The 23,887-nt window shown below is 69.5% G+C and carries 25 protein-coding genes and 1 pseudogene; 16 read left to right on the top strand and 10 right to left on the bottom strand.

All coding sequences use genetic code 11. The features are described 5' to 3' along the window. Positions 1–30: 30 nt before the first annotated feature. Entirely contained in the window at positions 31–1,086 is a 1,056-nt protein-coding gene (locus ACGFNU_RS14735) for a hypothetical protein (protein WP_392593723.1), read from the top strand. Here ACGFNU_RS14735 and ACGFNU_RS14730 read toward each other — a convergent pair. The 3 genes from ACGFNU_RS14730 to ACGFNU_RS14720 form a co-directional block, all read right to left on the bottom strand. Further along, positions 1,076–1,447, bottom strand: coding sequence for a transposase domain-containing protein (locus ACGFNU_RS14730; protein WP_392593721.1), 372 nt, complete (start codon positions 1,445–1,447; stop codon positions 1,076–1,078). The two genes, ACGFNU_RS14735 and ACGFNU_RS14730, sit on opposite strands and share 11 nt — an antisense overlap. A 176-nt stretch (positions 1,448–1,623) precedes the next feature. Continuing rightward, a complete protein-coding gene (locus ACGFNU_RS14725) occupies positions 1,624–2,403 on the bottom strand; it encodes an enoyl-CoA hydratase/isomerase family protein (RefSeq protein ID WP_392593719.1) in 780 nt (259 codons plus the stop codon). A 191-nt stretch (positions 2,404–2,594) separates the two neighbouring features. Then, the gene (locus ACGFNU_RS14720; protein WP_392593718.1) at positions 2,595–3,623 is read right to left on the bottom strand and encodes a 3-oxoacyl-ACP synthase III family protein; all 1,029 of its coding nucleotides are present in this window, start codon (positions 3,621–3,623) and stop codon (positions 2,595–2,597) included. Positions 3,624–4,198: 575 nt separating this feature from the next. Between ACGFNU_RS14720 and ACGFNU_RS14715 the strand changes: the two genes are divergently transcribed. The 5 genes from ACGFNU_RS14715 (at position 4,199) to ACGFNU_RS14695 (ending at position 7,493) form a co-directional block, all read left to right on the top strand. Then, entirely contained in the window at positions 4,199–4,768 is a 570-nt protein-coding gene (locus ACGFNU_RS14715; protein ID WP_392593716.1) for a hypothetical protein, read from the top strand. Positions 4,769–4,780: 12 nt separating this feature from the next. Then, complete coding sequence (locus ACGFNU_RS14710; protein WP_392593714.1) at positions 4,781–5,005, top strand: hypothetical protein; 225 nt, start codon at positions 4,781–4,783, stop codon at positions 5,003–5,005. A gap of 291 nt (positions 5,006–5,296) precedes the next feature. Continuing rightward, entirely contained in the window at positions 5,297–5,542 is a 246-nt protein-coding gene (locus tag ACGFNU_RS14705; RefSeq protein ID WP_392593712.1) for a nuclear transport factor 2 family protein, read from the top strand. Positions 5,543–5,587: 45 nt separating this feature from the next. Continuing rightward, the gene (locus tag ACGFNU_RS14700) at positions 5,588–5,935 is read left to right on the top strand and encodes a hypothetical protein (RefSeq protein WP_392593710.1); all 348 of its coding nucleotides are present in this window, start codon (positions 5,588–5,590) and stop codon (positions 5,933–5,935) included. Positions 5,936–6,152: 217 nt separating this feature from the next. Then, complete coding sequence (locus ACGFNU_RS14695) at positions 6,153–7,493, top strand: hypothetical protein (RefSeq protein WP_392593709.1); 1,341 nt, start codon at positions 6,153–6,155, stop codon at positions 7,491–7,493. 290 nt (positions 7,494–7,783) lie between these two features. Here the strand turns inward: ACGFNU_RS14695 and ACGFNU_RS14690 are convergent, their stop codons facing one another. Further along, on the bottom strand, positions 7,784–8,371 hold the full coding sequence (locus ACGFNU_RS14690) for an SDR family NAD(P)-dependent oxidoreductase (RefSeq protein ID WP_392593707.1): 588 nt from the start codon (positions 8,369–8,371) through the stop codon (positions 7,784–7,786). Positions 8,372–8,386: 15 nt separating this feature from the next. Continuing rightward, positions 8,387–9,109, bottom strand: a complete 723-nt coding sequence (locus ACGFNU_RS14685) for an SDR family NAD(P)-dependent oxidoreductase (RefSeq protein WP_392593705.1) — start codon at positions 9,107–9,109, stop codon at positions 8,387–8,389. A 154-nt stretch (positions 9,110–9,263) separates the two neighbouring features. Between ACGFNU_RS14685 and ACGFNU_RS14680 the strand changes: the two genes are divergently transcribed. Both ACGFNU_RS14680 and ACGFNU_RS14675 read left to right on the top strand, forming a co-directional pair. After that, complete coding sequence (locus ACGFNU_RS14680; RefSeq protein ID WP_392593703.1) at positions 9,264–10,277, top strand: sigma-70 family RNA polymerase sigma factor; 1,014 nt, start codon at positions 9,264–9,266, stop codon at positions 10,275–10,277. Positions 10,278–10,803: 526 nt separating this feature from the next. Continuing rightward, positions 10,804–11,139: a hypothetical protein gene (locus ACGFNU_RS14675; protein WP_392593701.1), complete on the top strand. Its 336-nt coding sequence runs from the start codon at positions 10,804–10,806 to the stop codon at positions 11,137–11,139. 800 nt (positions 11,140–11,939) lie between these two features. On the opposite strand, the gene ACGFNU_RS14670 is transcribed toward ACGFNU_RS14675, so the two are convergent. Then, positions 11,940–12,119: a hypothetical protein gene (locus ACGFNU_RS14670; RefSeq protein WP_392593699.1), complete on the bottom strand. Its 180-nt coding sequence runs from the start codon at positions 12,117–12,119 to the stop codon at positions 11,940–11,942. 414 nt (positions 12,120–12,533) lie between these two features. Between ACGFNU_RS14670 and ACGFNU_RS14665 the strand changes: the two genes are divergently transcribed. Further along, on the top strand, positions 12,534–12,923 hold the full coding sequence (locus ACGFNU_RS14665; protein WP_392593698.1) for a hypothetical protein: 390 nt from the start codon (positions 12,534–12,536) through the stop codon (positions 12,921–12,923). A gap of 119 nt (positions 12,924–13,042) precedes the next feature. Here ACGFNU_RS14665 and ACGFNU_RS14660 read toward each other — a convergent pair whose 3' ends face one another. Further along, a complete protein-coding gene (locus ACGFNU_RS14660) occupies positions 13,043–13,309 on the bottom strand; it encodes a hypothetical protein (protein WP_392593696.1) in 267 nt (88 codons plus the stop codon). Between the two features lie 8 nt (positions 13,310–13,317). Between ACGFNU_RS14660 and ACGFNU_RS14655 the strand changes: the two are divergent. The 7 genes and pseudogenes from ACGFNU_RS14655 to ACGFNU_RS14625 form a co-directional block, all read left to right on the top strand. Further along, positions 13,318–13,578, top strand: a pseudogene (locus ACGFNU_RS14655) (pyruvate kinase alpha/beta domain-containing protein); the annotation flags it as partial. Positions 13,579–13,698: 120 nt separating this feature from the next. Continuing rightward, the gene (locus ACGFNU_RS14650) at positions 13,699–14,907 is read left to right on the top strand and encodes a PucR family transcriptional regulator (protein WP_392593694.1); all 1,209 of its coding nucleotides are present in this window, start codon (positions 13,699–13,701) and stop codon (positions 14,905–14,907) included. A gap of 186 nt (positions 14,908–15,093) precedes the next feature. After that, the gene (locus tag ACGFNU_RS14645; RefSeq protein WP_392593692.1) at positions 15,094–16,344 is read left to right on the top strand and encodes a DegT/DnrJ/EryC1/StrS family aminotransferase; all 1,251 of its coding nucleotides are present in this window, start codon (positions 15,094–15,096) and stop codon (positions 16,342–16,344) included. 90 nt (positions 16,345–16,434) lie between these two features. Next, on the top strand, positions 16,435–17,328 hold the full coding sequence (locus tag ACGFNU_RS14640) for a family 3 encapsulin nanocompartment shell protein (RefSeq protein ID WP_392593690.1): 894 nt from the start codon (positions 16,435–16,437) through the stop codon (positions 17,326–17,328). Then, positions 17,325–18,254, top strand: a complete 930-nt coding sequence (locus ACGFNU_RS14635; protein ID WP_392593688.1) for a sulfotransferase — start codon at positions 17,325–17,327, stop codon at positions 18,252–18,254. The genes ACGFNU_RS14640 and ACGFNU_RS14635 overlap by 4 nt, the downstream gene beginning before the upstream one ends. A gap of 2 nt (positions 18,255–18,256) precedes the next feature. Next, positions 18,257–19,024 carry an SDR family NAD(P)-dependent oxidoreductase gene (locus ACGFNU_RS14630; protein WP_392593687.1) on the top strand — a complete coding sequence of 256 codons (768 nt, stop codon included), beginning with the start codon at positions 18,257–18,259 and terminating at the stop codon, positions 19,022–19,024. Beyond that, positions 19,021–19,338: a hypothetical protein gene (locus ACGFNU_RS14625; protein WP_392593685.1), complete on the top strand. Its 318-nt coding sequence runs from the start codon at positions 19,021–19,023 to the stop codon at positions 19,336–19,338. Before ACGFNU_RS14630 ends, ACGFNU_RS14625 begins: the two co-directional genes overlap by 4 nt. A gap of 89 nt (positions 19,339–19,427) precedes the next feature. On the opposite strand, the gene ACGFNU_RS14620 is transcribed toward ACGFNU_RS14625, so the two are convergent. The 3 genes from ACGFNU_RS14620 to ACGFNU_RS14610 form a co-directional block, all read right to left on the bottom strand. After that, positions 19,428–20,789: an MFS transporter gene (locus ACGFNU_RS14620; protein WP_392593684.1), complete on the bottom strand. Its 1,362-nt coding sequence runs from the start codon at positions 20,787–20,789 to the stop codon at positions 19,428–19,430. Continuing rightward, on the bottom strand, positions 20,786–22,378 hold the full coding sequence (locus ACGFNU_RS14615) for an AMP-binding protein (RefSeq protein WP_392593682.1): 1,593 nt from the start codon (positions 22,376–22,378) through the stop codon (positions 20,786–20,788). The genes ACGFNU_RS14620 and ACGFNU_RS14615 overlap by 4 nt, the downstream gene beginning before the upstream one ends. Positions 22,379–23,027: 649 nt before the next feature. Next, positions 23,028–23,789, bottom strand: a complete 762-nt coding sequence (locus tag ACGFNU_RS14610) for a FadR/GntR family transcriptional regulator (protein WP_392593680.1) — start codon at positions 23,787–23,789, stop codon at positions 23,028–23,030. Positions 23,790–23,887: the final 98 nt, after the last annotated feature.

Here is a 23,887-nt window from a genome sequence, read left to right as displayed (position 1 = left end):
TCGAACGATCCGATCCCACCAGGAGTCGACATGATCCGCACCACGCCCTCACGGCCGGTCGACGTCGCAGGCGTCCTTCCGCAGCTCGGGCCATTGGCGCGTACGGCGACGCGGTTGCATCCCCGTCTTGGTGCACCGACCGTCCATGACAGTTCGGTCGGTGGGCCGCTGCTGTGGCCGGCCGCCGAGCCATGGCCGCACTGCGACCAGCTGCACCCCTTCGACACGGTGGCGAACCCGACCGATGCGCTGGAGCGGGTGCGGCTGCATCGACGGATCCGCGTCAACGCGCGCGGCAGGAGCCTGACCGCGCAAGAGCAGAAGCTCCTCTCCAGCACCTATTCCTCCGATTCCAGGACGCCGTGGCTGAGAAGGACAACGCCGCTCGTCCCGCCCTGGAAGGAGTCGGTGGCGATGCTGCCGGTCGCGCAGCTGTACGCGCGCGACGTGCCCGATCTGCCCGTGCCCGCGGGCATGGATCTGCTGCAGGTGCTGTGGTGCCCCTTCGACCATGACGTCGCCATGCCCAAGACCGCGGTGTTCTGGCGATCCGCCGAATCGGTCGCCGAGGTGCTCGACGCGCCGCCCGAGCCGGCCGAGGTGGAGTCTGACAACTACGTGCCCAATCCGTGCATCGTCGCCCCGGAGCAGGTCACCGAGTATCCCCACGAGTTGGATCTGAGCGGGGAGCTGCGAGAGCTGATCGCCGACTGGGACCTCTGGCGGGAGGCGGGCGTCGATCTGGGGGATGCCGAGCCGCGGCAGTTCTACGTCGGCGAGCTGGCCACCGCTCCCGGTTGGAAGGTCGGCGGCTGGCCGACGTGGGGATTCACCGATCCGGTTCCCCAATCCTGCCCCGCCTGCGGCGCCAGGATGAATCCGCTGCTGACCATCGATAGCTTCGAGTGGGACGGCGACAGCCGTGGCTGGATCCCCTACCAGGACCAGGCGGAAGTTGCGCACTGGGATTCCGCATACCCCTATGACTGGAACCTGGCAGGCGTCCAGATCGCCAGCGGCCAATCCCAGCAGCTCTACGTCTGCCCGGTGGAGCCGACCCACCCGCACACCGAGCTCATGCAGTAGCGGCCGGCGGCGGTCGCGGTGGACCCGCCCGCACCGCCTCCCGCAGTGGCGCGACAGGGGCGTCGAGAAGTCCGCAGGAGGTCTCGGGCGCGAGTCCACGCCGCCCGGAACTGCCCGGCCACCGTCTCGACACGTCCCGGCGCGTGCGCACGGCCGTTGCGGCTTCAGCGGGCGCGCAGGCCACCAGCGCCAGCACGAAGTACACCCCGACACGCGACGGCAACCGCCGCAGCCTGCGCTCGGCCGCCCCGGTCTCGGCCGGCACCGCATCCACCAGCTCGAACGGCAGCCACCACGTCAACTCACCCAGATGACCCGGCGCGAACACCCCCGCCGCCGCCCGCACCGTCGAGGTGAACACATCGATAGCCCAAGCCAGGCCCGACCTGGCAGACTGAGCAGCCAACGGAGATCCAGTCTGAAAACCGATGGTTGTGAGAGATCACCCGTTCTACTGGATCTCCGTTCTGCACGCCCGGACAACACCACAAGATCCCTTGACACCCCAGCCCGGACCTTAACTACCCGGCATTGCGGTTAACCCTCTTCAGTGCCGGGGAATCGGGGCGCGCGGCCCTGCCTGAACGCTGCCACGCCTTCAGCCGCCTCTGGACTGGTAAAGGCCTTCTGTCCGTAGAGCGCCTCGGCGTGCAACGCGGCGGACTGCGGGAGATCACTCAAGCGCAGGACGGCTTCCTTGATCACCTCGAGCGAACGCTGGCTGAGCCGGGTCAGGGCGGCGGCCATGTCGCGTGCGGTGGGCAGCAGGTCTGAGGGCTCGACGACCTCGCTGACCAGGCCGATGGACAGAGCTTCGGCGGCGTCGATGCGGCGGCCCGTCAGCAGAAGGTTCATGGCATGGGCGTAGGGGATCTGCCGCACGAGCTTGGCCAGGGAGCCACCGGCCGGGACCATTCCCACCTTCGGCTCAGGCAGGCCGAATTGCGCGGTTCGGGCGGCGATGCGGATGTCAGTGGCGAGGAGGATTTCGAAGCCGCCGCCCAGGCAGTAGCCGTCGACCGCCGCGATGACGGGTTTGAACAGGTCGACGTGTTTCAGATGGGCGTCATCCCAAGCGGAGACGTCGTGATGTCCGTCAATCAGGTCGGGTGCGACATCTTCCAGATCGGCTCCCGCGCAAAAAGCGTCGGGTGTGGACCCTCGAATCAGAGCGACGCGAACGTGCGGATCGTCCCGGACACTGATGAACGACTCTCCGAGCCGGCGGTACATCTGGCGGGTCATCGCGTTGCGTTTGTCGGGCCTGGCCAGCTGGATGTCGGCGATGCCGTCGCGCACGTTCATGATCACGGTCATGGACGATCCCTTTCGGTGGCCAATGCGGCCAGCTGATTGGCGGAGAGGGCCGCCGGCAGGGAGACCTCGCCGGGGCCTGGGGGCACGCGGTGGTGGCGTTCGTGTTCCGGCATTGCATAGAGGCTCCTATCAGCAATTGGCGGAACATTCGCCCGGCAAAATCGATGTGGCGCTATCGATGTGAGGGGCGGTCAGAATCGGTAGAACGCCGACGCGTACTGGAGGCCGGTGCCGACACTCATCAAAAGCGCGAGGTCTCCGGGCTGGGGGTGGCGTTCGCGAATGAAGTCGTGCAGGAGCAGGCCGAGAGAAGCGGCACCGCAGTTGCCGACGCTCTCGATATTGAAATGACTTCGTTCGGCCGGGATACCCTGCTCCTGAAGCCAGCGCCGCTGTGTGGGGCCGTTGCTCATGTTGAACAGCACCCAGTCCGGCGGGCCGCCGTCGAGCAGCGGTGCGTCGCGGGCCTCCTCGTACAGGCGTGTGAATACGCTGTCGAGGTTGCCGGGGACCTTTCGGAAGTCGAACTCCGGGTGGTCCCAGGCCGCTTCGTCGGCATTGGCCGGTGTAACCGGTTCAGCGGAGCCGCCGAACCTGGTGTGGGCGACGTCGTTCTCAGCGTCGGTTCCCCACTGGAACGGCGGACACAGACCCGTGTCGTCGTCTCGGCCCGCTTGAACGACGAGCGCGGACGCCCCGTCACCGAAGATCGAGGCGAACAGCCACATGCGTTCACGCAGGTGCGGCTGTGCGTAGGCGGAAAGCGCGGAAGAGGCGGTCACCACCAGTACCGACGAGGCCAGCTCGCTGCTGATGTAGGCATGGGCCATGAGGAGCCCGTTGAGCGTCCCCGCACAGCCGGCGGTGACAGTGAGTGCCTGCGCCCGTTCGGTCATGCCAAGGGCATCGTGCAGCCGGCAGGCGGGGTCTGGGAACACCACGTGCATGGGCGAATTGGTCAGGAGCACCAAGGCGTCGAGCCGGTCGGCGGTCAGGCCGGCCTCCTCGAGAGCCTCCTTGCCGGCGTCCACGCACAACAGGTGCTCGTCGGTGACGTGCTCGCCGCGAAGGACGTCATAGCAGGAGCGGCGCTCACGGATGCCGAAACGTTCCTCGATCCACTGCGGGTCGCGATGCCCGTGCCACTTCACAAGATCGCTGTTGGAAAGGACGAACTCCGGCAGCCCCGACCCTATTCCGGTGATGCGTGCGTTGACCATTTCTTACCCATACCCGCATCGCCACCATGAATGCCTGTGCACGCTGCAACTAATGCGACTCTTCTCGCGCTAATCACGCCAGCCATATCCAGATGGGCGGCGCAAGAGAAGGTCACTCGCGGCCTATTGACTGCTTGAACACCAATGGCATCAATTATCATATGGCCATCAGCGGCATCGGTTACCTGACCGAGTCGCGACGCCGCATCGCGGCAGGTTGACGCCGCAGCTCACCGAGAAGACCCGCCTTACGGCGATGACGACATCGCGTTCTGGAAAGCCGGAGAGCTCGTACGGCTGCCCGAGGACTGGTGGGAGCTCCTCGACCAGGTCCAGCACGTGTTCCTGTACGGCCCGGCGGCGCCCGACCTTCCCAAGGGCGAGATGTGCGCGGTACTGGCGCGGGTGTCCTTCCGGTAACCCTCCGAACCCCGACCTTGCGACGCAAGCCGAACGGCCGACCTGGGCGGCCGTCGTTGATGTGGAGGGCGAACCGGTGAGTTCGACGATTCCTGACGGCCCCGATGTGAAATACCTGTTCAAACGGCCAGCGAATCGGCCTGGACGAGCTAGCCGTGCACCTGAACGCCGCAGCGACTTGGCTGCGGCAGCTGGCGATCGCCGCCGAACGCCCCGGCGTACCGGTCGAACTCGGCGACAACGTGTGTGCGCGCCCGGCCTTGTTCGGCGACGAGCTCGCCCGCCTCAGCAACGACGTCGCCGAGACCGACCAGATCATCACCGACGACCGGCCGCTCAAGCCGTTCCTGTCGATGCACAACCGCGAACCCTGGGGCAGCCGCGCATACGGCGAAGACCCCGCGACCTGGGGCAAACGACTGTCCACGGTCTTGTCCATGCGGCAGATCCTGATGCTCGCGCGCGAGGACGAGGAACCCTGGCGCAACAACGAGCCCGGCATCTCCTACCTGGACGGGATCAAAGACCTTCCCGGCATCGACGACTGGGTCTCCAAACGAGCCGCCGACCGGCTAGCGCGGGCACGCCACGCCGCGATCCAATCCCCGGGCCAAGCAGGAGCCGTGCACCACCTGCAGCGCCGTGGCAGGCACGCATTGCCGCACCAAGAACGGCCACGTCGCCGAGACCTTCCACAAGCCGCGGCTGAAGGCCGCGACCGTTGATGAGGCAGCCCGATGATCGATCACACGCAGCCCGACCCGATCAACCTCGCCGAAATCGCGAGGCTCGCCGGCGTCGGCCGCGCCGCCGTCGGCAACTGGCGACGATGCCACCACGACTTCCCCGAGCCCGTCGGCTCGACGCAGCTGAATACCCCGACGTTCGCGCTCGCCGACATCCAGGCGTGGCCGGCCACCCATGGCCTCCTCCCGACCGCAACCGCCCCTCCGGCTCCCTGACGAGGAACTGCTTCCACTGGAATCGGTTGGCCTGCCTGGTCGTCCAGCGTGGATCATCAACCATGCGATGGCACAAGAGACCACCCGAACCCTTGCCACTGCACTCGACCGTTGCGTGGGAGTGGGACTCCCTCACCGTGGCCAGGCCGGGCACGGGGACCCACCATGGCGCCCGCCTCCAATCGCTGCTTGCCGAGCTGCTGCGCGGACCCGCCTCCCAGCGGCGGTTGGCGGGCGGCAATCTTGAGACTCTGGTCGCCAACCAAGGGGATCTGTGGACCTCAGCCGCTGGTGGGCCGCGAGGCCATCACAGCGGGAATCACGGGGTTCTTTTCCACCATCGGCGGCCTGCGGCACCGGATCGTCAATGACTGGCGCGACGGCGCCGACACCATCGCTGAGACAGAAGTGACCTTCCGCCGTCTCGATGACAAGAACGTCACCGTCCCAGCGGTGTCGATCTTGCGCATCCGCGACGATGGCCTGATCACGGACTGCCGCGTTTTCTTCGACCTCACACCGGTCTACACGGCCTGATCCGATCGGCGGGCTGGTCAGCCTGGTTGCGGGGGCCGAGGTCGAGTGAAGCTCCTGGTAGATGCGGAACAGAACAACCGCCCCTGCCAGGAGCTTCAGGTGTCGTCCTTTCGCGCCGTATTGGATTTTCAGCTCGGCACCGCCAGGAAGGTAAGTTCAATGGGGTTTCTCGAGGAGTACGACGGCGTCATCATCGGGGCAGGGCACAACTGGCCCATCACGCGGGCCTGCCTGTGCCGTGCGGGGCTGAAGGTACTGCCCATCGACCGGGCACAACACGTCGGCGGTGGCCTGACGACCGCGGAGGACAATGCGATTCCCGGCGTCTTCCATGCCACCCATGCGGTCTCCTTCCGCGGGATCGACAGCACCCCCACCGGTCGAGGGGGTTGACCAGTGCGGTTCGGTGGAGCCCGGGTGAGTGCGGCGGCGCCACAGGCGCGGGGGTGGTCATCCATGTCATCTGGGCGGCTTCCTGCGACTGTGCGAGGAGGCAAGTTGGGCAGTCTATTGACTGTCATCAGGATTTTGTCTAGCTTCGGCGGCGTCCGCTCATGCATGGGCCATGAGGTTTCCGGGGGCATCGCTTGTGGCCGGAAAGGATCCGTCCATGCCACGGCTATGGCGAGCGATGATGGCCGCTGCCATCGCGGCAACTGCGGCACTGACTCCGGGCGTCGTCCAGGCCTCCGACGCGACTGCCCACTACACAGGCACGCTGCCCGACGGGTCCAGCTGGGTGGCGGATGTGCCGGCCAGATGGAACGGACGGCTCGTCCTTTTCAGCCATGGGTTCGGCCCTCTGGTCGCGCAGAACCGGCCCAGCGCGGCCGTCGGTGAGGCGTTGCTCGCCCGAGGCTATGCGCTGGCGGGTTCGTCCTACGCTCCGGGCTCGCTGTGGGCCCTGGACAGTGCCGTACGAGACCAGATCGGAACCGTCGACGCCCTTTCAGCGATCATCGGACGTCCCCGCCTCACCTTCGCGCTGGGCCAGTCCATGGGCGGCCTGGTCAGCGCCAAGCTCGCCGAAACCGGCGCGGTCAACGGGGCGCTCAACACCTGCGGCATCGTGGCGGGCGGCGTCGACCTCACCAACTACCAGCTCAACGCCGGGCACGCAGTGGCCACCCTGCTCGCGCCGGGTCAGAACATCAAGCTCACCAACTACACCAGCCCAGGCGAAGCATCGAGTGCCGCAGCCAAGCTCACCCAGGCCGTGACGGGTGCCCAGGCCACACCCGCTGGGCGTGCCCGCAACGCCCTCATCGCCGCGCTGCACAACTTGCCCGCCTGGTCATCCGGGGCAGCACCGCCGGGTCCGAACGACTACACGGCCCAGCAACTCCAGCAGTACCAATGGTTCGCCTCGGGAGTTCTCAACTTCACCTTCGGCGCGCGCTACTGGATCAACCTTGCGGCCGGCGGCGACAACGCCTGGAACAAGGGTCTGAACTACTCCCGGCTCCTGCGGTCGTCGGCCAACCTCAAGCAGATCAAGGCTCTCTACCGCGAAGCGGGACTGAGCCTGAAGGGCGACCTGTCCCGGCTCACCGCCGCGGCCGCCAAGCAGGTCGAGCCCCAGCCGCTGGCGTGGATGACCCGGACCTCGCAACCCACCGGCCGGCTGAAGGTCCCGGCCCTGTCCATCCACACCATCGCCGACCAGCTCGTCCCGGTCGAGCAGGAGAACGAGTACGCCGCCGCCGTGCGCAACGCCAGGCGATCGGCTCTCCTGCGCCAGGCCTACGTGAACCGAGTCGGCCACTGCAATTTCACGGCCGCGGAATACGTGGCTTCCCTCCAGTCCGTCGAAAAGCGGGTCCGGACCGGCCACTGGCACGCCACCACAGCACGATCGCTGAACAAAGCGGCCGCCGCCCTGTCGCTCGACGGCTCCGCCTTCATCAACTACAGGCCACCCCCGCTGGTCGTACAGCCGTCCCGCCCGTGACCTGGACAAACTCGTCCAACTAATCGGTCATTCAGCGCCAGCGGCGGTGGCGCCGAACAGGTCATAGCAGTGAGTTCATCGTGTCCATGCATAGGCCTGGTTCGCCGGGACGCGCTCAGCCCGGCCGGGGCCGGCAGGGATCGGTGGCCGGCGAGGCGAGCGCGGCGGCCAAGGCATCGAGGTCCACCACGGTGTCGCTCGGCTTGGCGTTGCCCTTGGGCTCAGGTCGACTTGCGCCCGCATGGTGGACCCGTCAACACGATGAGCCCCATTGGTTCGAATATCGCGTGCTACCAGTCGCGCGAGGTACGCGGTGCGGGCACGTGCGCCCGGTCACTCTTGGACTGGGTGCACTTGCGCCTGCAGATGGGGCAGCCGTTCACACCGTGCGCTGGCTGTAGGAACCGCGGGTCGGCTGGATCGAGCTCGGCGAGCGGCGGTCGTGGTCGGCCCGATCCGCGCCCTCGTGCCCGGCACACGGTGCTGGTGTCCAGCACGCTCTTACGCGCGCGCACGTGCTCGGTGACGGGTCGCATGAACTCCTCGACGCCCAGATCGACGAGCGGAACGCCCTGCAGCGTGGTGTTGCGGAGCCCGACGGCGTTGAACGAGATGTCGACGCCGCCCGCCTTCTCGATCACCGTGTCGAGGTGCTCGGCCACGGCGTTCTCGTCGAGCGCGTTGGCCTGCGCGGCCTCGGGCACTCCGCCGTCGGCGACGATCTCCTTGGCCGGTACCTCCGCCTTCGACAGGGTGCGCCCTGTGAGAAAGAGGCGGGTGCCTTCGCGTGCGAATGTTCTGGCGACGGCGTGACCGATGGCGCCGCCGGCTCCGTAGATCACGGCCGTCTTGTCCTGGAGCAGCAGACTTGTACTCATTGGTATGCCCTTCCGCTACTGGTTCTGGGCGTCGTCGACGAGCGCCGCGTTCTGACGTTCGAGCGCCTTGACCGCCCCGCTGTTCCAGCCATCGGCGAGTGCCTGTGAGAAGGGATCGGGGAAGATCTCGTCCTCTCCCTTGTCCAGCGCGTCGAGGATGGCTGCGGCTACCGACTGTGGTGAGGTCTTCGGGATCTCGAGGTCGCGCACCATGTCGGTGTCCACGGGACCGGGCAGTACGGCGTGGACGTGCACGTTCTGGCCGGCGAGAGTGGCACGCAGCGACTGCGTCCACGAGAAGGCGGCCGCCTTGGAGATCGAATACGCGGGACTGATGGGCAGGGCGGCCACCGCAGCCAATGACAGCACGTTGACGATCGCGCCTTGTGATTCGATGAGCCGGGGCAGGAAGGCCTGCGTGACGGCGTAGGGGCCGAAGAGGTTGACCGCGAGATGATGTTCGAGGGCGGCTCGATCGGCCAGGTCCTCATAGCCGTAGACGCCCGCGTTGTTGATCAGGACGTCGAGCGAATCAACGGTCTGGGCGGCGAGGTTGATCTGGGCGGCATCCGTCAGGTCGAGGACCAGGGGGGTGACGCGCTCATCCGTAGGATTCAGGGCCTGCCGTGTGCCGGCGTAGACCCGCTGGGCGCCCCTGCTCAGCGCCTCCTCGACCAGCGCCCTTCCGATGCCGCGGTTGGCTCCGGTGACCAGGACTGTCTTGTCCGTGAATGTCATGTGTGCTCCTCATGAGGTGGAATCGAGCTGTCGATGGTGCAGACGCCACGCTGTGGAGGAACTGGGCGGGCGTGGAGCGCCCAGTTCTCGGCCGGCCCGGTGTCAGAACCGGAGAAGGGCCGGCAAGAACGGACACCAGGTGGGGTGATGAGACGTGACAGCGAGCGAGCTGATCGCGAGGGCGCGGGCCGGCGATGGCGAGGCGTTCCGGCAGCTGACCCAGCCACATCGCCGGGAGCTGCACATGCATTGCTACCGGCTGCTCGGCTCGTTCCAGGACGCCGAGGACGCTCTGCAAGACACGCTGCTCGCGGCGTGGCGGGCACTCGACCGGTTCGAGGAGCGTGCCTCGATCCGCACCTGGCTGTACCGGATCGCCACGAACCAGTGCCTCAACGCGATTCGCTCGGCCGGCCGTCGCCCGGCGAAGGAGTGGGATGTGCCCAAGATCGAACCGCCGGAGCCGAGCCGGCTCGGCGAAGTCGTGTGGCTGGAGCCCTACCCTGACGCTCTCCTCGACGGTGCGATCGCCGCGCCGCTCGGACCGGAAGCACGCTATGAACAGAAGGAGTCCATCTCGCTGGCGTTCGTCACCGCGCTGCAGCTCCTGCCGGCACGCCAACGTGCCGTCCTGATCCTGCGCGAGGTGCTCGGCTACCCGGCGGCCGAGGTCGCCGACATGCTCGACTCCTCCGTCGATTCGGTCAACAGCGCGCTCAAACGGGCACGCGCCACGCTGCACCGGCGAATCCCGCCGAGCGGGATGGACGATTCACCACCTGCGCCCGTTTCGCCGGCCGAAGAGGCACTCGTGGCGAAGTTCGCCCGTGCCTACGAATCCGGCGACGTCGACGCCCTGGTCGGCCTGCTCACCGGCGACGCTCGCATCTCCATGCCGCCGATGCCGCTCGAGTACCTCGGCCGCGACGCCGTCGCCGGGTTCTACGCCGCGCTCATGAGCGCCAACCGGAAGTACCACCTGGTGCCTACGCGCGCGAACGGCCAACCGGCATTCGGTACCTATCTGCGCTCGGGCAGCGATGGCATCCGGCGTGGGACGGGGCTCGTGGTCCTCACCTTGGCCGGCGATCGGATCAGCGCCGTGACCCGTTTCGACAACAGCGTCCTTCCGTGGTTCGGGCTCCCGCGGTCCCTTCCCTGCGACTGACCGCCTTGCTTTCAGCCCGCATCCCAGACGAGAAATGTGAAAGGTCGACCATTGCTCGCGGTCCACAACGCACCGGACATATCAGCGAGAGTCATGTTCAGTGAGGCAGCCGGTGCTCGCGGGTCTTCGAAGGTCAGCGCGCGACGATGCGGCTGAGGGGCTCAACGACGGTCGGGTCGTATTCGTCGGACGAGTCGAGGCGTAGTTGCTCGAGCGCGGCGGCTCCCTGATTGTGATCGTCGTAGGCGTTGGCGACCTTGATGATGCGGCTGGCCAGCGGCGGTACCGGCCCGGCGTGGAGGTCCCTAGCAGTCCCGCACCTCCTCCTACAGCCTGCTCGGCCAGCAGGTGCCGATCCCGGGTCGGGTATCTGCCGACGGGCCCGCTGGCGGCGGCGGCCATCGCGTCCTGCGTCTGCGCGGCAATCGGGGCAACGTCACCGCGCTTGAGCGCTGCGGCGGCCGCAGTAGCGCCCACGCGGCCATCTGCGCGCGCCGCAGCGGCGTGTCGGCCAGGTCGTACGCGCGTGCTCACCGAGCTCGACGGCGAGCTGGTGGTCATCCTGGTGGTGGGCGATCATTGCGCGGGCGCCCAGCGTCCAGCAGCTCAGCCATGCCTCACCGGTCGCGTCGGCGAGCCTGCCAGCGGTTTGCATATGCACTCTGGCGGCGGCGGCGACGTCGTCCAGGTGGAATGCGAGACTTCCGACGAGCGCGGACAGCCATCCAGCGAGTCGGCGCAGTTCGCGGCGGACGTCTTCACCGAGCTGCTGTGTGAGCATCCCGTTCACCAGGTGCCGGACCTGATGCACCTCGGCGGCCAAGAGGCCGGGCGGCGATGCGGAGTAGTGCAGCGCGCGTAGTAGGCCACCGCCTCGTCCAAAGACGTACGGATCTGGGCTCCGGCAGGGCCCTCGACCTCCAGGGCGAGAACGATCGAGTCCCGCAGGGCCTCCAACGCGCCGGCGTTGCCATTGGCCATCCATGTGGTGGCGGAGCGACGCGGCCAAGGACTTCGCGGGTGCCGTTGTCGCCGGGGCCGCGCCACCACAGTTCGGTGCCAGGGACGCCGGGGCGGGGGGTAGAGCCCATTGGCCATCCCGACGTAGGACTTCAGAGTGCCTTGGGTGAGGTTGTCCAGGGTGAGGCCGTCGGTGTCAGGAGCTCCGTCGCCCTGGGCGTAGTCGCGTTGGGCGTCCGCCGCCTACAAGGCGTTGGAGGAAGCAGCCGCCGCCTACCTGGAAGCTCAGATTCAGGTCGGTTCGCAGCGCGCACGCATCGCCGCGATGCGGTCGGCCTCGGTGGCCTTGTGTCACAGGTTGCGGGCCTGGTGCACCTCCCGCAGCTGCTCGACGCTGCGGTCAGAGCGTCGGCAAGGGTCTGCTGTCCATGCGCGCGGGTCTGCAGGGCGGCGCGGGCCTGAATGCTTTACGGACTGAGTGCCGGTGCAACGGTCCTGATGCCCGCGAGCCCCGTACAATCCGCCGATCCGCAATGCCGCACCTACAGTGGAGGTGGCTATTGCTCCGGGTCGGGGACGAGCCTGCCACTCCAGGCCAGAACCGGGTTCGTTGGATTTCCGGCGATTGGCACTAGGGCGCCATTCAGAGAAAGGCCCGGGCACGCAGCGAGTGCCCGTGCCTTTCCGTGTCTCGGGGCGCGGTCACCAGGGTGGATCGTCCTCGTACTGGGCCGACAGCCACAGCAAGCACGCCTCGACGCCTACGGCGTACTGATACGAGCGGATCGACTCGCGCTCGCGCCGGGGGACCTCGCGGCCGGCGCGGGCCTCGCGGTCCATCTCCCATACGGTCGGCAGGTCCCCGGCCGGAACCGCGCCCATGATGGGCGCTTCGCGCCGCGGCGGTGAGGGAGTCTTCGCCGGCGAGGGCATCAACGGCGGGGAGTGGAGTTGGATTTGGGAGAGGTGTGGACAGTGGTGTCGTCGCTGCTCATGCGTCCAGCGTAGCCAGCGGCGGCCCTGCTGCCCTGCGCTAAACAGGCGTCAGTTCGTCCTACCTTCCAGGCGCGGGCCTGAGCCGCTCATACGTGGCGAAGTGGACGGTCGCCTTGGGGGACACCGCCCGATGAAGGTGATCGACCTGCAACCGGACGGACCGCATCGTAGGCGGAGTTGGGCTGACGCGACCAACTCCACAGTGTAACTACACAGACACTTTCGGTGTCTGCTGTATTCAGTGTGGGCTGTTTCCATCACTCCCGTGAGAGAGGACCGATCATGCCCCGTTCTCCCCGCATGTCTGGCGTTTCCCGCGTGGTGGCCACCGCGCTGCTGGCTGTCTCGGCCACCGCCACACCCGCCGCAATGCTGTTCATCGGACCCCACGCCGGGGCCGCCATACGCACCGCCGCACACGCCGATGCGTCCTCCCCTCCATCCCCCGACTATGTCTGCGACGACCTCATGACCCTCAGAACTCCCGATATGCCTTTCACCCAGATCCACGCGGCCAATTGCGACGCCCAGCACGGAACGCCGTATGGCCACTTCACCAACAAGATCATCGCCGAGAGGCATGCGCCGCAGGCGCATATCCACTGCAAGACAGGATTGGTGGAGGAGAGGGCAAGGTACTTCATCACCGATGACATCGAATGCTATTTGGTGTGGCCCCAGAGACATTGAGCCACGGACGGACGGTCAGGACAGCACTGCTCGAACCGGACGGCGACCGTCTTTTGCCCCGCCCGAGTCCTCGCCCGGAAAGCAGCACAGGGCGGCCTGCCGCATCGCAGCCGCGTCGCTTAAGGGATGCGCTCGGCGTTTGCCGCCGCGACGAACCACTCGCCCAGGCTCAGGCTGACCTCGGGACGGTTCAGATAGCGGCCGATCACGCCCAGCACCGCGTACAGGACGCGGCCAAGCGCGTCTTCGGTGGCGGGCGGGACGGTGTACGGCTGTTCAGCGCACCAGGCCCGCCCGTCCTCGGTCCGCGCCAGGCCCTCGTCGACGTCCTCCACCGGCCGTGCCGCGAGCAGATGCGCCGCCGCCGCGGTGGTGACGGCGCCCAAGACCTCGGCAGCTCGCCCACGTGTGGGGCACCGAGACGTTCATCGTCCCGCACGCCCACCACACCGACGACATGGTCCGCCAGGTCGAGCAGGGTCTGCTGGGGCAGGTCCAGAAGGGCGATCGCGTGGTGATCGTGGCCGGCTCGCCCCCCGGCACCGCCGGCTCGACCAACGTGCTCCGCGTCCACCGCATCGGCGACGCCATCGCCATCCGCGACTGGCGGCCACCTGGGGATGACCGGTTCCGGCCACCCGGCGCGTTGATCTGATCACCTGGCGTGTTCGCTGCGTGCGGTACGGCTGTCGCGCTGCGTGCATGGACGGGACGGGCGCGGGAATCGCAAGGTGGCCCTTCACGCACCAGGACGCGTGCCATTCGTGGAGTTCCCGTGCCGAAGTCTCCCGTACCGCCCGTTGCCCTCGATCCCGATCTCGACCTCGATCACCTCGTCCGGGCTGTCGCCGCCGACGCCGCGCCCGTGCTGGCCTCCTCCCTGCATTCCGCCGGCTCCCGCTACGAGTGGGAGGAGATCGTCCCCGAACTGGTGCGCCGCCTCCTGGAGGTGGCGGTCGCCGGTGAACCCTCCGGCCACGACCGCAGGCGGGTCGTGGACGTCGCCCGCCGGTGCGCCCGCGACTGGGTCCCGCTGCAGGAACTCGAACACTGCTGCCAGATCGTGCTCACAGTCCTGTTCCGCCATCTTTGGAACGTGGCAAGACCGCGTGCGGCGCAGGACCTGCTCGGCGTCTGCGCGGGGGCCGCGCAGATCCTGCCGCACGTCACCACCATGCTCCGCCGCGCCTACATCGACGAGATGGGCAGGGCCGGCGGCCGTACCGTGGCCGACCTGGTCGTGACCACGCTGTGGAACGGCGGCGACGTTGCCAGCGTGGCGCGGGTGGCGGGCACCGACATGCCCGGTTCGTGCGTGCTCGCCGCGCTCTCGCCGGTCGTGCCGCCGGATGAAACGGACGCCGAGCCCGTGCGGTTCGGGGCGGTGCCTCCGGGGGTGCTCGGCCAGCTTCCGGCGGGCGGGATGTGCGCCGCGTCCCCGGACCGGGAGTGGCTGATCGCGCTGCTGCCCGCGCCGCACGACGAGGACCCCGAGAGCCGTCCCGCGGTCCGCAACGCCGCCATCCGGCTGGTCGCGGCCTGTCACGCCGCCTACGGCCGCGGGTTCGTGGCCGGACTGGCGGCAGTGACCTCGGGCGACGCCAAGGCCGCGATCGAGGAGGCCATCGGGATCGGCGGACTGCTGACGAGTCTCGGGGAGCATGACCAGGTCGCGTTCCTGACCGACGCGGCCGTCGGCGTCGCCTTGGCGGGACGCGGCGACCTGCGTCACCGGCTGGAGTCGCGGCTCGCCGTGGTGCGTTCCCACGAGCAGTTGTGGGAGACGCTGCGCACGCTCTACCGCAGCGACCTCGATCGTGGGCGCACGGCCCGTTCACTGGGCATCCACCGCTCGACTCTCGACTACCGGCTGAGCCGGGTCGAGGCGCTCGCCGGTATCTCGCCGACGAGCGTCCGGGGCATCCTGCTCTATTCGGCCGGCCTCTATTCGGCCGAATTGGGCGACGACGACCCCGGTCTGTGAACGCGCCGCGACGGAACGAGTGCGGATCAGTCAAGTGTCGAAACAAATCCTGATAATTCCGTCAATCTGCGAACGTTCCAGTCGTCTTGGGGTGGACATCCTCTACATACGCTCGGCGCTGCCACCCGGGTGACGGGCCGCCGATCAGTGGCCGCCCGGCGTGCGCCGACGAGTGGAGGACCTACCGTGTTCACCAGTCAGGAGGCACGACTCGCCGTCGAGGGAGGGTCTCCGGTCCGGACCGGACCGTGGCCCACCTACGACAAGGGCGACGTCTTCATCAGCGCGGAGGACGAGGCGGCCGTGACCGAGGCCGTCCGTTCCCGCCTGTACTTCCGATACGACCACCGGCCCTATCCCGACACCTGTACCGGCCGGTTCGAACGCCGTCTCTCCCGTTACTTCGGAACCGCCCACGCGCTGGCGTGCAGCAGCGGCACGACGGCCATCGCGCTGGGCCTGCTGGCCTGCGGGCTGGAGCCGGGCTCCCCGGTCGCCTGTCCCGCGTTCACCTTCGCCGCCACACCGAGCGCGATCCTGCTGGCCGGGCACCGGCCGGTGCTGGTGGAGTGCGACGCCGACCTGCACCTGGATCTCGACGACCTCAAGCGGGTGCTCAGCGAGGGCGCCAAGGCCGTCGTCGTCGTGCACATGCGCGGATTCGCCAGCGACATGCCCGCGATCTGCGACCTGGCCGGCGAGTGGGGAGTGCCCGTCATCGAGGACGCCGTGCCGGCGCTGGGCGCGCGCATCGGCGACCGGCACCTTGGCACGTTCGGCCGCTTCGGGGCCTTCAGCACGCAGTCCGACAAATCACTGAACACCGGCGAGGGCGGCTTCCTGCTCACCGACGACGAGGAGGCGCACGCCCGCGCCGTCGTCTACAGCGGCGCGTACGAGAACCGTATGAACCGCCACTTCGAGGGCGAACCGCCCGCCGTCGACGACCTCGCCTACCCGATTTTCTCGTTCCGGATGGACGAGATCCGGGCCGCGCTCGCCGGCGCGCTCCTCGACAGGCTCCCGCGGCGGCTCGCGCTGCACCAGCGCAACTACGGACACGTCGCCGAACGCCTGGACGGCGTGGACGGCATCGCGCTGCGCCGGCCGGTGGCGTCCGGCGCCTATCTCGGTGAGGCCCTGGTCTTCCGCCTGGAGGGCGCGACGCCCGAGCAGTGCGCGTGGTTCGCGCGGGCGTTGTGCGCCGAGGGCGTGGACGCGCGGGCGCTCGGCGACCGCGGTGACAAGAACGTGCGCTCCTTCTGGAACTGGCGCTTCCTGCTCGGCCCGGACGCGGACGCCGCCCGTGCGGCGCTGCCGCAGACCACCAGATACGTGGGGGAGGCCATCGACATCCCGCTGTCGGCCAACCTCGGCCTGGACGACTGCGACGACCTCGTGACCGCCGTCCGCAAGGTGCTGTCCGCGCTCGCTTGAAGCCCGCGCGCTCGCTTGAAGCCCGCGCGCTCGCTTGAAGTCCGCGCGCCTTGAAGCCCGCGCCGCCTGAAGCCGCCCGAAGGAGACCGCATGCCCGTGCCGACCGTCGCCCAGACCGTCGCCCCGCCGATGACCGCGGACCCGGCCGCCCCCTCTCCCGGCCGTGAACTGGCAGCCGCCCTCGCCGCCGCGCGGCCGGACGCTCCCGTGGTCGAACTCGACCTGCCCCTCACCCTGACGACGACCTTCCCCTTCTTCACCGCTCGTCCCCGCTACACGGTCCGGCATCTGCTGGGCAGCCGCGACCTCGCCGGGGAGGACCAGGCCTGGCACGTCACCGAGCCCGTCCGGTCCGACACTCCGTCGCGGTCCGGCGTCTCGTACGCCTCCAGCCCCGAGTCGGCGTTCGAACCGCGGCTGGAGCACGCCGGGGTGACCGAGGTGCGCGTCGCCGTGGCGCTCCCCGAGGGGCTGACCGGGCATCCCGACCTCTTCGCCGCCCACGTCGACCGCCGCGTGGTCGTGCGGCTCTGCACCGCGGAGAACGAGGTGCTGCTGCACGGCAGCGCCGACGGGGCCGTTCCCGGGCTGCTCAACGTGCGCGGCCGCCGGACCGCACGGGGACGCGGGCGCCTGGCCGACGACGTGGCGTGGGCCGCCGCGCTGGTCGAGGAGACCGGCGGGTCCTGCGACGGCGTCGTCGTGCACCCGGACGTCTACTGGCGGCTCGCGCTGGACGGCCGCCTCGCCCACCTCAACGCCGTCGGCGTCCGGGTGTCCCGCACCCGCATGATCGATCGGCACCAGGCGCTGTTCGGCGACTTCCGCGCCGTCGCCACGCTGCTCGACCCGGCCCGGTCCCGGCTGGTGCTGCGGCGCGGCGACGGCGGACCCGACACCGTCGAGGCGTACTGCCGGGTCGGGCTGGCCGTCCACCTGCCCCAGCACCTGGTGCTCGCCGACCTGGGGGAGGCCCTCCGGTGAAGGTGCTCTACATCACCGGCTGGTGCCGGTCGGGCAGCACGCTGCTCGGCAACATCCTCGGCGAGCTGCCGCGCGTGGCCCACGTCGGGGAATTGTCCTACCTGTGGTCCAACGGCGTGCTCGGCACCGGCACCAACCCCACCTGCGGCTGCGGTGAGGACCTGCGCGCCTGCCAGATGTGGGGCAAGGTCCTCTCTCTCACGGCCGCCGACGAGACCGAGCTGCGCGAGGTCGCCGCCGACCGCCAGCGACGTCATCAGGCCCACCTGCGCACCCGGCATACGCGGCGCCGGCTCGCCGAGGCGCGGGGGCGGCCGGTCCAGGACGCCGACGTGCGGGAAACCCTCGCCGCGATGACCTCGTTGTACGAGACGGCCGCCGACGTGCTCGGCGCCGACGTCCTGGTGGACAGCTCCAAGTTCCCCGCCGAGGCCGCCGCGCTGTTCGGGCTGGACGGGATCGACGCGTACGCGCTGCACCTCGTCCGCGACCCGCGTGCCACGGCGTACTCGTGGCGGCGCGCCAAGGCCTACATCCCGGCCATGGACGTCCGCCGCAGCACCGCCTACTGGACCGGCTTCAACATCGCGTCCGAATGGATCGGCGCGGCCTTCCCCGGCCGGTACCGCAGGCTCCGCTACGAGGACTTCGTCGCCGAGCCCGCCCGCGCCCTCGCCGCGCTCGGCCGCTGGGCGGGCCTGCCCGGCACGCCTCCGGTGACCGCCGGCGGCGTGGCGACGCTCGGCGAGAACCACACCGTCACCGGCAACCCCGACCGTCTCCAGCGCGGCGAGGTCGCGATCCGGCCGGACGACAAGTGGATCCGGGGCCTGCCGCGCGGGGAGGCACTCACCGGCACGGTGCTCGCCGCGCCGCTGCTGGGCCGGTACCGCTACCCGCTGCTCCCGGCCCCCACGGGAAGGTGACCATGGACCTCGGACTCACCGGAAAGGTCGCCCTGGTGGCCGGCGGCGGCAGCGGGCTCGGCCGCGCCGTCGCCCGCCGGCTCGCCGCCGAGGGCGCCGACGTGGCGATCTGCGGCCGCGACCCCGGCCGGCTCGCCGACGCCGCGCGCGAGGTCGGCGCGGCCGGGCCGGGCCGGGTGTGGAGCCGTGCCCTCGATCTGACCGACGACGGCGCACCGGAGGCCTGGATCGCCGAGACCGTCCAGGACGCGGGCGCGTTGCACGTCGTCGTCACCAACGGCGCCGGGCCTCGCCCCGGCCCGGTCGACGCGTTCGCGCCCGCCGACTACCGGACCGCGCTCGACACCGCGTTCATCCCGCACGTCGCGCTCGTGCTGGCCGCGCTGCCACACCTGCGCGCCGCCGGGTGGGGGCGGATCCTCATGGTCGCCTCGGAGACCGTGCGGCGGCCCATCCCGAAGTACGGCCTGTCGAACGCGACGCGGCCCGGACTCGTCGGCTTCGCCAAGTCGCTGGTGCACGAGCTCGGCCCCGGCGACATCACCGTGAACGTGCTGGCGCCCGGGTACCACCGCACGCCCGCGCTGGAACGGCAGTTCACCGACCCCGGCGCCGCCGTCGCCGAGATCGCCAAGGGGATCCCTCTCGGCCGGGTGGGCGACGCGGACGACTTCGCCGCCGTGGCCGCCTTCCTCGCCTCCGAGCACGCGCGCTTCATCACCGGCACCGTGCAACTGGTGGACGGCGGTGCCAACGAAGGGATCCCGTGACCGGAACCGTCCACCCTTGGACGGGCGCCTTCGCCGGACTGTGCGCGGCCGTGCTGCTCACGTTCACCGCGTTCGGCGCCGCCGTCCCGGTCCTGCCGCGGCTCATCACCACCGAACTCGGCGGATCCGCCCTCGCCGTCGGCACCGCGTTCGGGATCTCGGCCGTCGCCGCGCTGCTCAGCCGCCCCTACGCCGGACGGCTGGCCCAGCGCGGCGACGTCCGCCTCGTCATCGCCGCCGCCTTCGCCGGCCACCTCGCCGACCGTCCCGCCGCCCGCCCGCACACCGGACCCGTGCGGGCCCCGCGCCACTGACCCCGACGAGCCCGCCCGCATCGCCGCGATGGATGGCGGTGACTCCGCCCTTGACGGCTCCCTGACGCCACTTGCCGAGTGGTTGTCGCTCAAGCCCTGGTACTTGCGCGGAAGGGGAGACGGAGGGAGGAGGTCAGGAGGGTGAGGCAAAGGACGGCCATGGCCCACCAGACGGTTTGGTAGGCGTTCAGGGAATCGCGCGGGGCTCCGGCTAGGAAGGCGGCCAGGGCGGAGAGGCCGAGTACCGCGCCGCAGGCTCGTGAGGTGACCGAGAGGGCCGTCCCGGTGGCCAGGCGCGAGGGCGGTACGTCCGCTAGCGCGGCACCACTCAACGCGGTCATGAGTACGGCGGTGCCTGCTCCGGCGACGAGCAATGCCGGCAGGAGGACTTGGGGATAGGCGGGGGCTTGGTCTGCGGCGAGGGCGGGGAGGACGACGCTCGCGCCGAGGAGGGCCGCGCCGCCGAGGGCCATCGCGCGGTGGCCGACTCGATGCATCAGGCGGCCTGCCAGCGGAGCCACCAGTACCTGGACGGCGGGCGCGGGGGTGATGGCGAGACCGGCGCGTGCTTCGCTGTAGCCCCAGACGCCGGTCAGGAAGAGCACGGCAGCCACCGGGAATGCGAAGATCACCAGGCCCAGCACGAACATCGCCGCGTTGGGCCGCCGGGTCACGCGCAGGACGTCGAGGTCGACCAGCGGGGCCGGATGCCGGATCGAGCGGCGGAAGAAGAGGCAGCCCGCGGCCAGTCCGGCGGCCATGGCCAGCGCGGTGCGGATGTCCGTGAGGCCCCAGGCCCGGCCTTGCGCGATCGCCAGGGAAGGGAGGCCGATCGCGGCTGCCAGGAGCCCCAGGCCGGGGAGGTCGGGGAGCGCCGGATCGCTGTTCTGGGGGTCGGGTGGGAGCGTGGCGAGGCCGAACGCGATGGCCGCCGTGCCGACGGGCAGGTGCAGCCAGAAGATGGTGCGCCAGTCCCAGGTCGTGACGAGGATGCCGCCGAGGGTGGGACCCGCGGCGATGGCGACGGACTGGGTCGCGCTCCAGAGGCCGATGCCGGTGCCGCGACGTTCCTCGGTGAACCAGTGCAGGATCAAGGCGAGCGCCAGCGGGGTGATCACTCCGCCGCCCGCGCCCTGCACGAGGCGCGCGGCGATCAGCACTCCGGGAGAGGGGGCGATCGCGCAACCGGCCGACGCGGCCACGAAGACGGTGAGCCCGGCCAGGTACACGCGGCGGCGGCCGAAGCGGTCGGCCAGGCCGCCCGCCGGGAGGAGCGCGGCGGTGAAGGCGATCGTGTAGCCGGTGAAGACCCAGGAGAGCCCGGCGAGGTCCGTGCCGGGGAAATCCCTCAGCATCTGCGGGAACGCCACGTTCACCAGATGGACGTCGATCGCCCCGAGGAACACCCCGGCGCAGACCGCCGCGATCGCCGGCGATCGCCGCGAGCTCATCCGCCGCCGTACCGCTGCCGCAGTTCCACCTTGCGGATCTTGCCGGTGACGGTCTTCGGCATGCGTTCGACGATCTCCAGGCGCCGGGGCCAGAACCAGTCGTTCATGCCGGAGGCCCGCATGTGCTCGTGCAGCTCCTCGAGCGTGAGCGGCTCGCCGGTCGTAAGCACCACGGCGCACACCTCTTCGAGCACTTCGGGGTGAGTGATGCCGACGACCGCGACCTCACGCACCTTCGGATGCCGTCCCAGGACGGCCTCCACCTCGGTGACGGGCACGTTGAGGCTCTTGTACATGATGATGTCCTTGGCGCGGCCCGCGATGCGGATGCCGCCGCGGCCGTCGTCGCGGGCGAGGTCCCCGGTGTCGAACCAGCCGTCGGCGTCCAGCTCCGCCTCGTACAGTTCGTCCCGCCGGAAGTAGCCCAGGCATTGGGCGGCTCCCCGCACCCAGAGCCGGCCCGCGCCGTCGTCGCGACCCTTCAGGGAATCGACCCGCAGCTCCATGCCTTCGATCGGCCGCCCGTCGCTGTGCGCGCCCCAGTCGGGCGGGTCGTCGGGCCGGGTGACCGTGACCGGGCCGTTCTCCGTCATGCCCCACAACGAGTAGGTCGGCAGGCCGAAGACGTCCTGGACCTCGTCCACGATGTGCGGCGGGACCTGGGCCGATCCGGTCACCACCCAGCGCAGGCTCCGCAGGTCGCGGGGGCGTTCGCGCTGGCCGTCCAGCACGTCCGTCAGGAAGGGCGCGGCGCCGTAGAAGAGCGTGAGGCCATGCTCCTGGGCGAGGTCGAGAGCGACCCCTCCGTCCCACCTCTCCTGGAAGACCGCGGTGCCCCCGAGCAGCAACGGGACCATCAGGCCCATCGCGAACCCGGACATGTGCGTGTTGACGTGGGCGACCTCCATGACCAGCCCGTCGTCGAGGCCCATCGCGTCGGTGAATCCGCGTGCGGCGGCGTACAGGGTGTTCTGGCTGTGCAGCACTCCCTTCGGCTCGCCCGTCGTTCCCGAGGTGAAAAGGATGAGATACGGGTCGTCCGGCGCGAGTTCGACCTCGGACGTGGGGGTCGTGTCGCTGTGCTCTTCGAGGAAGTCGTCGAGCGAGGCGGTCTCGGCCGGGCGAGGCTCTCCGGCGACGAGGACGTGCTCCAGATGCGGCAGGTCCAGCCCGGCCACGATCTCGGCCAGCCTGTCGCCGTCCCACTCCGCCATGGTGACGCAGACCTTCGCCTCGGTCAGCGCGAGGATGTGCGCCAGCTCGTACTGCCGGTAGATCGGCATGAGCGGGCAGAACCTCGCTCCCACCCGGGCGCAGGCCAGAGCGAGCGGGACGAGCTCATACCAGTCGGGGAGCTGGACGGCGATGACGTCACCGGGTTCGACCCCGATGTCGAGCAGCCTCGCGGCGTAGCGGTCGGTGTCGGCGAGCAGGTCGGCATAGCTGACAAGGTCGAGGGCGCCGTCGGCCCGATGGCCGATGAGCGCCGTCGCCGCGGGTCGTTCGCGGGCATGCCGGCGCAGGTCGTCGAGGAAGGTCTCCTCCCGCCACCAGCCGTGCCGCCGGTACTCGTGGGACCAGTCGGCCATAAGGCTTCCCTCCAGCCAGGCGCTTTGTGAGCGATGGGGCTGTTTCTCACCTATGACCCACGACACTAACGCGCCGTCCGAATGCTTGCTGGTGGCTCAGGCGCGCAGCGGACAGTGGTCGTGCCGCACAACCCCGAGTGGGGCGGGCCCTGGACGAAGTGTTGCGGCAAAATGGCTGGTCAAGTCGGCCCTTGTCACAGGTCATGCCTGAAGTTCAGCCAGCTCGGCTGGTCGCATGCAGGAACGTCGTGGGCGCGTGGGCGCGATGCTGCTCGACGTCCCGGGGCGACCCCTCCGGAGCGCTGGGTGGTGGCTGCTTCACCGCCAGGGCTGATCGGGAGATGCGACGCCCGAGCTGGGGGAATGTGGAGTGGGCGCCCACCGGCAGCCTCGACATCAGCGCAACCTCTCCCACGTCATGCTGGGTGAGGCCGCGGCCGCGCGGCGGGCCCAGCCCCCGTCGCGCTGCTGGTATTAACGACCATCACCGCCGCCCAACCTGTCTGGGCAGTACATCTCGGCTCTGCCTGTGTCTCAGACAAGAACTGGAGTTACTTGGTCAAGATCAGCGTGGTGCCGGTGCTGCTCGGTGGCGTACGCGCCGAACGGAGCACCACCTGGACCTGAACGGGCGCGGGCCCGAGATCGCCTAACGCTGAAGGCGCACGGGATCTCCGGGGCCGGGGCGGCGGACCAGCCAGGCTTCGGTGATGTGGGTGAAGACGGCGTCGGCCGCGCCGTCGGGGTCGTGGGCGGCGATGCGCTCGTAGATGCGGCGATGGCCGCGGTTGGACGCGACGCATTGCGCGGGGTCGGGGTCGCCCATGTACCGGGCCGTGTTGACGACCTGGCTCTCCAGCGCGCGGACCACGGCACGCGCGAGACGGTTGCCGGAGGTCTGCATGATCACATCGTGGAAGGCCCGGTCGTGCTCGGCGTAGGAGATGTGATCGTCCACCAGCTCGTCCATCCGATCGACGAGTGCGCGCAGCCGATCGATGACGTCCGGTTCGGCCATGCGGGCGGCGACGTTGGCCATGTCGGCCTCCAGCAGGCGCCGGGTGATGACGAGGTCGTCGAGGATGGCGACGCTCTCGTCCTCGGCGACGCTCGCGGCGAGGACGAGTTCGTCCAGCATGTTCCACATCGTCGCCGGCGTCACCATGGTGCCGGCGCCCTGGCGGACCTGCACCAGCCCCTTCTCCTGCAGCATTTTCACCGCTTCGCGGACGGTCGTCCGGCTCACGGAGTACGTCTCGCAGAGGGCGGGCTCGGCGGGTAGCGCCGTGCCCGGGGGGTGTTCTCCGCGAACGATGCGCTGCACCAGCTCCACCGCGAGCGCGCTGGCGAGGTTGGCCGGTCGCCGGGCCCACGCCGGAGGCGGTGCGGCCGGTCGCTCCGATGTGGTCATTTCCCCTCCGTGACTCGCGCGTAAGTATATGGGGGAAACGTTGACATCAGACATCATACGACTTACGTTTACCGGGATCTGACGGGCGCCCATCCCAC

The sequence above is a fragment of the Spirillospora sp. NPDC048911 genome (assembly GCF_043198015.1).
Lineage (GTDB): Bacteria > Actinomycetota > Actinomycetes > Streptosporangiales > Streptosporangiaceae > Spirillospora.
The sequence above is the reverse complement of the archived record's forward strand: the minus strand, read 5'-3'. Positions and strand labels throughout refer to the sequence as shown.